The following is a 7961-nucleotide window of genomic DNA, read 5'->3' as shown; positions in this document are numbered from 1 at the left end:
GCTCGCCGCCGCCGAAGGCGGGACGCTGCGGCAGCGGCGGCTGGGCGCCGTCGGGGATGAGCGCCGGCGGCAGCAGCACCATGGCGATGAGACCGTTGCCGTCGCCCTTGCGGAGCTGGACGCGGATGCCGTGGCGCAGGGCCAGGCGGCCGACCACGAACAGGCCCATGCGCCGCGAGACCGAGACGTCCACGACGGGCGGCTCGGCGAGGCGGCGGTTGGCCTCGGCCAGCTCCTCCTCGGTCATGCTGATGCCGGCGTCGGTCACCGACAGCAGGGCCCCGCCGCCCTCGATGAGGCTGCTGGTCACGGAGACCTGGGCGTTGCTCGGGGAGAACTGCAGCGCGTTCTCGACCAGCTCGGCCACGAGGTGGACGAGGTCGTTGGCGGCGCTGCCGACCACGGAGGTGGCGCGGTGGACCTTCACCTGGACGCGCTCGTACCCCTCGACCTCCGAGAGCGCGGCGCGCACGACGTCCACGAGCTTGGCCGGCTGGCTGCGCCGCCGGGCGGGCTCGTGGCCGGCGAGGACCAGCAGGTTCTCGGAGTTGCGGCGCATGCGGGTGGCCAGGTGGTCGAGCTTGAACAGGTCGGCCAGCCGGGCGCCGTCCTGCTCGCCCTTCTCCAGGCCGTCGATGAGCGAGATCTGCCGCTCGACCAGCGTCTGGGTGCGGCGCGAGAGGTTGACGAACATCGAGCTGATGTTGCCGCGCAGCTCGGCCTCCTCGCCCGCCAGCCGGACGGCCTGCCGGTGGACCTGGTCGAAGGCCTTGGCGACTTCACCGATCTCGTCGTTGCCCTCGACGTCGATCGGCCGGACCTCGGGCACCACGTCGCCGTTGAGGCGGAGCTTGCGGACCACGTCCGGCAGGCGGAAGCCGGCGATCTCCAGGGCCTCGGTGCGCAGGCGGCGCAGCGGGCTGACCATGGAGCGGGCGATGGCGACGGTGAGCAGCGCCACGAGGAGCAGCAGCGCGAGGATCAGGACACCGGCGATGACGGCGTTGCGGATCTCGGCGTCACGCAGCTCGGTGCCGCGCAGGGCCACCTTCTTGTTGATGTCCTCCTCCACCGAGTGGAGGGCGTCGATCGTGGCGGCGTTGTCGTTGAACCACTGGTCGGCGGCCGAGACCTTGCGGGGGTCGGTGGAGGCGAGCAGGTTCTGCCGGATGCGGACGCCGGGCGCCTTGCCGCTGGCCAGCGTGATGGCGCGCGACTTGATCAGCTCGGTGTTGTAGTACTCGGGCTTGGTCAGCGCCTTCTGGAGCTGGATGGCGACCTGCGGGCCGGCCTCCTGGCCGACGGTGGCCATGTCGGAGCGCTGCGCGGCGTTGGAGGCGATGAAGCGCTCGACCTCCTTGGCGTCCATGCTGCCGGGGAGGTAGTAGCCCTTGAGGAGCTGGACCCGCTGGCGGGAGACCTCCTCCTTGGCCCGGGCGAGCGCGCTCAGGGCGCGGAACTGGCCGATGATCTGCGAGTCGTCGCTGAGCAGGCTCAGCTCGTCGTGCAGGCGCAGCAGCGTGTCGAGCACGGTGTTGTAGCGGGAGGTGTCGCGCTGGCCCTCGGAGCGGGTCCGGGGGAGCTGCCTGATGTCGAGGCGGGCCCGCCGGACGACGTCGAGGACGCGCACGCCGTACGAGTCGTCCATGGCGTCCATGTCGGCCTGCACGGTGGAGACGAGCTTGTCGACGGCGGCCTTGCGCTCGGCGTACGGCTTGGCGAGCTTCTTGCGCTGGGCGCCGGAGACGACCATCCAGCCGCCCGTGTCACGCTCCATGCCCAGGGCCTGAACCAGGTCGCGGATGTGCCCCGCGTCCGCGGCGGCCCGGATGGTGCGCTCGTAGTCGTTGATGCTCTGGATCGAACCGACCACGCGCGCGCCCCCCAGCGCCACGCAGACGACGGTGGGAACCAGGATGAGGGCGGTCAGACGCCATCTCACGCGCCAGTTGCGCAGTCCGAGCCGGGGCGGGAGGGATCGCCCGTCGCGCGCCCGTCCGGCGGTCTGGCCGCTGTCGGAGTTCCCCGTAGTCACTGCTTCCGCTACCCCTCAAATCATCCCGTGGTCCACGGGCTCTAGGACGTCCACAAGGTATCCGCAGCGTGAGACTAAATACGCATATCGGATGCAATCGTTACATATGTGACCGGTCCGTCGTGAGTGGTTTAGCGCAGTGCCGCCAGCACCAGATCGCGGACCTGGCCTCGCTGCGCGTCGTCACTAAGAGGACGTCCGGCGCGATCGACCACATAGAAGACGTCCACCGCCTCCGCGCCGAGAGTCTCCACGCGAGCAGCTCTCACGTCAAGACCGCACTCCCCGAACGCCCGTCCAATGCGCCACAGGAGTCCCGGCCTGTCATGGGCCCTGACTTCCACCACCGTGGCGGTCGCCGAGGCGTCGTCCACCAAGGTCACACGGGGTGGAGCGACCGGAACACGAGGAGCCCTCACATACCGGTTCCGACGGGCCAGCCGTTGCTCGATGTCAAGACGCCCTGCAAGGACGAGCCGGAGATCTGCTTCCAGCGTGGCGGGGTCCGGAGGCGAGCCGTACTCGGGGACGACGGAGAACTCGATCACCGCGGTGGATCCCGCGGAGGCCGATGCGGCCGAGCGGACGATCAGCCGGTGGGCGGCCAGCACCCCGGCGGCGCTCCACAGCAGGCCGATGCGGTCAGGGGCGACGACCGTGACAGCGCCGCCGTTGACCCGGACGGCTCCACCGCCGTGCCGGGCCAGCGCGGCCTGCTCCGGCGACAGGGAGGGAGGCTTGGGTGGCGGGGAGCCGGACAGGACGGAGCGGACCCGGCGCACGAGATCGGCGACCAGGCCCGCCTTCCAGGAGTTCCAGGCGGCCGGTCCGGTGGCGTGGCCGTCGGCGACCGCGAGGGCCGCCAGCAGCTCCAGCACCTCCCGGGAGCCGACCGTGCCCGCGACCTTCTCGATCGTCACGGGGTCGTCGAGGTCGCGCCGGGTCGCCGTCTCGGGCAGCAGGAGATGATGGCGCACCACCGTGGCCAGGATCTCCCCGTCCGCGGGCGGCAGGCCGATGCGGGCGGCGATGTCGCGCACCACGACCTCGCCCGTCGCCGAATGGTCGCCGGGCCAGCCCTTGCCGATGTCGTGCAGCAGCGCCGCGATCAGCAGCAGGTCGGGCCGCGACACCTCGCGCGTGTGGCTGGCGGCGTTCGCCGCGGCCTCGATGAGGTGCCGGTCGACGGTGAAGCGGTGGATGGGGTTGCGCTGGGGGCGGTGACGCACGCGCTCCCAGTCAGGAAGCATCTTGACAAGAATGCCGGCCTGGTCGAGCTCCTCCCAGACGGGCACGGCGGCGCGGCCGGCGCCGAGGATCGACACCAGCGCGTCACGGGCCTCGTCCGGCCACGGCACCGGCAGCGGAGGCGACTGAGCTGCGAGGACGGACATCGTCGCGGGCGCCAGCGGCAGACCCGAGTCGGCCGCCGCGGCGGCGGCGCGCAGCACCAGCAGCGGGTCCTTGCGGGGGTCGGCGCCCCGGGCGAGCACCACCTCGCCGCCGTGCTCGACGACGCCGTCGGCCAGCGGACGGCGCCCTCGCGGGGCCGGTCCTGACACGAGCCTGTCAACCGTGCGCCAGGTCACGTCGAACGCGTGGGAGATCGTCCGGCCCGCCTCCGCGAGCCGGCGCATCAGCGCCTCGGCGTCGAGCAGGCCGAGCAGCCCGGCGACGGCCTCCTGCTCCTGCAGGACGAGCCGGTCGGCTCCCCGGCCGGTGACGACGTGCAGCGCGTGCCGCACGTCCAGGATGTACTCGTACGCCTCGCGGGCGCGGGGCCCGGGCGCCGAGGCCACCCAGGCGGCGGCCACGGCCTGCATGGCCTGGAGGTCGCGCAGGCCGCCGCGGCCGTCCTTGAGGTCGGGTTCGAGGAGGAAGGCGACCTCTCCGCTCGTCTGGGCCCGCTTGTCGGCCGCCTCGCGCAGCTCGCCGAGCCGGCGCCGGGAGTCGGCGCGCCACTCGGCGAGCACCGCCTCCCTGGCCTTCCTCGTCAGCTCCGGGTCTCCGGCCACGTGCCGGGCCTGGATGAGGCCGAGGACCGCCTTCAGGTCGTCGCGGGCGACCGCGACGGCCTCCTCCACGGTACGCACCGAGTGGTCGAGGCCGACGCCGGAGTCCCAGATGGGGTACCAGATGCGGTCCGCGACCCTGCCGACGTCGTCCCGGCTCCCGTGCAGCAGCACCAGGTCCAGGTCGCTGCCCGGCGCCAGTTCGCCGCGTCCCAGGCTGCCGACGGCGACCAGGGAGACGCCGTCGCCGTCGCTCGCCGTACGGAAGAGGTCCTTGAGCCAGCGGTCGGTGTCCGCGGCCCGCTCCTTGCGCGCCGCGGCGTACGAGCGAGCTTCACCCCTCAAGACGTCCCCTCTTCGGGCTCCGTCCGGACGCCCTCGTCTCGCTTGCCGATCTGCCGTGACTTGCCGGTCCGGCGCGGACGCCCTCGTCCGCGCCGGACCTCCGCCCGCGCCTACAGGGCGTCGGGGCCGCGCTCGCCGGTGCGGACGCGGATGACCGTGTCCACGGGCACCGACCAGACCTTGCCGTCGCCGATCTTGCCGGTCTGGGCCGCCTTGACGATGACGTCGATCACGTCGTCGGCGTCGTCCTCGTCCGCCAGCACCTCCAGCCGGACCTTCGGCACCAGGTCCACCTGGTACTCGGCGCCCCGGTAGACCTCGGTGTGGCCGCGCTGGCGGCCGTAGCCGCTGGCCTCGCTGACCGTCATGCCCTTGATGCCGAACTGCTCCAGGGCGGCCTTCACGTCATCGAGCTTGAAGGGCTTGATGACCGCGGTGATGAGTCTCATGCGTCCACCTTCTTAGCCGCCGGGGTGACGGCGGGCCCGTTGGGGGATGCCACGCCGGAGGCGTGGACGGTGCCGAGGTCGTACCCGGTCTCGGCGTGGGTGGTGATGTCGATGCCGGTGACCTCATCCTCGGCCGACACCCGGAAGCCCATCACCTTGTCGATGATCTTGCCGATGACCCAGGTGACGACGAAGGAGTAGCCGCCGACGGCGACCGGGCCGAGTACCTGGAGGCCGAGCTGGGTCAGGCCGCCGCCGTAGAACAGGCCCTTGTTCTGCTGCTCCAGGAAGGGGTAGGCGGCCAGGAAGCCGAGGGAGACCGCGCCGATGACGCCGCCCACCAGGTGGACGCCGACCACGTCGAGGGAGTCGTCGTAGTTGAGCTTGTACTTCAGGCCCACGGCGTAGGCGCAGACCGCGCCGGCGATCAGGCCGATGAGCATCGCGGCCCAGGGGTCGACGAAGCCGCAGGCGGGGGTGATGGCGACCAGGCCGGCGACGGCGCCGGAGGCGACGCCGAGGCTGGTGGCGTGGCCGTCGCGCATCTTCTCGACGACGAGCCAGGCACCGGCCGCGACGGCGGTGGCGATCTGGGTGTTCATGAACGCCAGGCCGGCCGTGCCGTCCACCGCCAGCTCGGAGCCGGCGTTGAAACCGAACCAGCCGAACCACAGCAGACCCGCGCCGAGCAGCACCAGCGTGAGGTTGTGCGGGCGCATCGGCTCCTTGCGCCAGCCCTTGCGCTTGCCGATGACGAGCGCGAGGGCGAGCGCCGCGGCGCCGGCGTTGATGTGGACGACCGTGCCGCCGGCGAAGTCCTCGATGCCGAGGGTGTTGAGCCAGCCGGTGCCCCAGACCCAGTGCGCGACGGGGAAGTAGACGATCGTGGCCCAGATGAAGCTGAACAGCACCCAGGCGCCGAACTTCGCGCGGTCCGCGATCGCGCCGCTGATCAGGGCGACCGTGATGATGGCGAACGTCAGCTGGAAGGCCGAGAAGACCAGGCTGGGCATGCCCGTGCCGTCGTCCTTGGTGGCCGTGTCGACGAGGCTCTGCAGGCCGACGTGGTCGAGACCGCCGACGAACTGGTTCAGCCACGACATGGAATTGTCGCTGAACGCCAGCGAGTGCCCGTAGAGCACCCAGGCGATCGTCACTGTGATGATGGCGACGAACGACATCATCATCATGTTCAGGACACTCTTGGCCCTGGTCATGCCCCCGTAGAAGAACGCGAGGCCCGGAGTCATCAACAGCACCAACGCGGTGGCCGTGAGCATCCAGGCAGTCGTGCCGCTATCGATCTTCACGACGCGACCCTCCTTACATATGACGTGTGGCCACAGCGTGTTCGTCCGCGGTTTCATGGCTCGACCAGCCGTGTTTCACGTTCGTGAATCTCGCCTCAATGGTGTTTCGTGGGTGTTTCGGGCTTTTCACACCCCGCGTTCCGGACGCGGTCGGCACTACACTTAGGGTTGCCTTACCTAAACGATCAAGGAACCCACATGCGTCTCCGCCTGGCCGCCGCGGCCCTGCTCCCCCTGCTCGCCCTCACCGCCTGCGGCGCCTCCACGACATCCCAGGAGTCCGGCCCGACGCGGACCGTCAAGCACGCCATGGGCGAGACCAAGGTCCCGGCGCAGCCCAAGCGGGTGGTGGTGCTCGACACCGACAAGCTCGACACGATGGTCTCGCTCGGCCTGACGCCGGTGGGCGCCGCGCAGGCGGCCGAGAGCCAGGCGTGGCCGAAGTACCTCGGCTCCGCCCTGTCGGCCACCAAGCCCGTGGGCACGCTCCAGCAGCTCAACCTCGAAGCGATCATGGCGCTGAAGCCCGACCTGATCCTCGGCACCAAGTTCCGCCAGGCCGCCTTCTACGACAAACTCAGCAAGATCGCGCCCACGGTGTTCACGGAGAAGGTCGGCGTCACCTGGAAGCAGAACTTCCTGCTCGACGCCGAGGCCCTGGGCAAGAAGGAGCGGGCCGCCGAGCTGCTGTCGGCCTACGAGGCGCGGGCCAAGCAGGTCGGCGCCAAGTTCACCTCACTGAAGGTGAGCATCGTCCGCTTCATGCCGACCGAGATCCGCATGTACGGTCCCGAGTCGTTCAGCGGCATCGTGGTCGGTGACGCGGGCATCCCGCGGCCCGAGACGCAGATGCTGGCCGGCCAGGCCGACAAGCGCTTCGGCAAGCTCAGCCAGGAGAACATCGCCCAGGCCGACGCCGACGCCGTCTTCTACAGCGCGTACGGCGAGGCGGCCGCCAAGAGCCAGGCGGCGGTGACCGGCGGGCCGCTGTGGAAGAACCTCGCGGCCGTCAAGGCGGGGCACGCCTACAACGTGGACGACGAGATCTGGATGCTGGGCATCGGGGTCACGGCCGCCGGAAAGATCCTCGACGACCTCGACATCCGCCTGACCCCGCTCGTCTGAGCCGTCGAGATCCGGCACCTTCTCAGGGGACGCGCCCCGGGCTCACGGGACGCGTAGCTGCACCGGGTCGCCCACGCACCGGGGCGTGGGGGCGATGACCTCCAGCACCACGTCGTCTCCGACGAGCACCTCGGCCCCCACCCAGCCGTTCTCCACGAACCCACCCGGCGCCGTCTCCGCGCTCCAGCTCGGCCTCCTCGGGCGGCACGTCCACCAGCCGCACCTGCCGTCCGAGCAGCGCCGACAGTTCGGCGTCGCCCGGCGGGCGGGTGCCGTCGAGGGTGAGCAGCCCGCGCCAGAGGCGGGGGTTCTTGGCGCTGGCGATCCTGCCGGTGGCCACGTCCAGCACGGCCCGCCGCCGGTCGCCGCCGAGCCCGCGTTCGCCGATGTCGGCGGCGTCGAGATCCTCGCCCAGCATCGACTTGACCGGGTAGCGGCGCAGCCGTCCCACAGTGCCCAGAAGTTCGCTCACGAAGACGATGCTACGAGCGGCGGGTGCGGAGCTTCTGGCGGTTGCCGCAGCGGCTCATCGAGCACCAGCGGCGGGCGCCCGGGCGGGAGGTGTCGAGGAAGACCAGGTAACAGTTGTCCCCCGCGCACATGCGCACCCGCTCGGTCCGCGGCCCGCTGAACAGGTCGATCGCGTCCCGGGCCACGGCCGACAGGAACTGCGAGCCCGTCACGG

7 protein-coding genes are annotated in these 7961 nt (G+C 71.0%); 1 reads left to right on the top strand and 6 read right to left on the bottom strand.

From position 1 onward, the window contains the following. From AB0H81_RS42745 to AB0H81_RS42730, 4 genes are all read right to left on the bottom strand, one after another. Positions 1-1942 (bottom strand): nitrate- and nitrite sensing domain-containing protein (locus AB0H81_RS42745; protein ID WP_358387596.1); only part of this gene is annotated, 1942 nt, incomplete at its 3' end. Between the two features lie 224 nt (positions 1943-2166). Next, positions 2167-4569, bottom strand: coding sequence for a [protein-PII] uridylyltransferase (locus tag AB0H81_RS42740; RefSeq protein WP_358387598.1), 2403 nt, complete (start codon positions 4567-4569; stop codon positions 2167-2169). Next, a complete protein-coding gene (locus AB0H81_RS42735; RefSeq protein ID WP_175595575.1) occupies positions 4503-4841 on the bottom strand; it encodes a P-II family nitrogen regulator in 339 nt (112 codons plus the stop codon). Before AB0H81_RS42735 ends, AB0H81_RS42740 begins: the two co-directional genes overlap by 67 nt. Continuing rightward, on the bottom strand, positions 4838-6151 hold the full coding sequence (locus tag AB0H81_RS42730; RefSeq protein WP_358387593.1) for an ammonium transporter: 1314 nt from the start codon (positions 6149-6151) through the stop codon (positions 4838-4840). The genes AB0H81_RS42735 and AB0H81_RS42730 overlap by 4 nt, the downstream gene beginning before the upstream one ends. A 198-nt stretch (positions 6152-6349) precedes the next feature. On the opposite strand from AB0H81_RS42730, the gene AB0H81_RS42725 reads away from it, so the two are divergent. Further along, the gene (locus AB0H81_RS42725) at positions 6350-7276 is read left to right on the top strand and encodes an iron-siderophore ABC transporter substrate-binding protein (RefSeq protein WP_358387590.1); all 927 of its coding nucleotides are present in this window, start codon (positions 6350-6352) and stop codon (positions 7274-7276) included. 22 nt (positions 7277-7298) lie between these two features. Here the strand turns inward: AB0H81_RS42725 and AB0H81_RS42720 are convergent, their stop codons facing one another. Then, positions 7299-7748, bottom strand: coding sequence for an MOSC N-terminal beta barrel domain-containing protein (locus AB0H81_RS42720; protein WP_358387587.1), 450 nt, complete (start codon positions 7746-7748; stop codon positions 7299-7301). Positions 7749-7758: 10 nt separating this feature from the next. Beyond that, the coding region (locus AB0H81_RS42715; RefSeq protein ID WP_358387584.1) for a CGNR zinc finger domain-containing protein at positions 7759-7961 on the bottom strand (203 nt) is incomplete at its 5' end.

Source organism: Nonomuraea sp. NPDC050691 (assembly GCF_040654455.1).
GTDB lineage: Bacteria > Actinomycetota > Actinomycetes > Streptosporangiales > Streptosporangiaceae > Nonomuraea.
Note: the sequence above shows the minus strand (reverse complement) of the source record. Positions and strands in the feature narration are given on the sequence as shown.

Coding starts and splice junctions, on each gene's coding strand:
- AB0H81_RS42735 (WP_175595575.1), bottom strand. CDS start 4,841: ATGAGACTCATCACCGCGGTCATCAAGCCCTTCAAGCTCGATGACGTG.
- AB0H81_RS42725 (WP_358387590.1), top strand. CDS start 6,350: ATGCGTCTCCGCCTGGCCGCCGCGGCCCTGCTCCCCCTGCTCGCCCTC.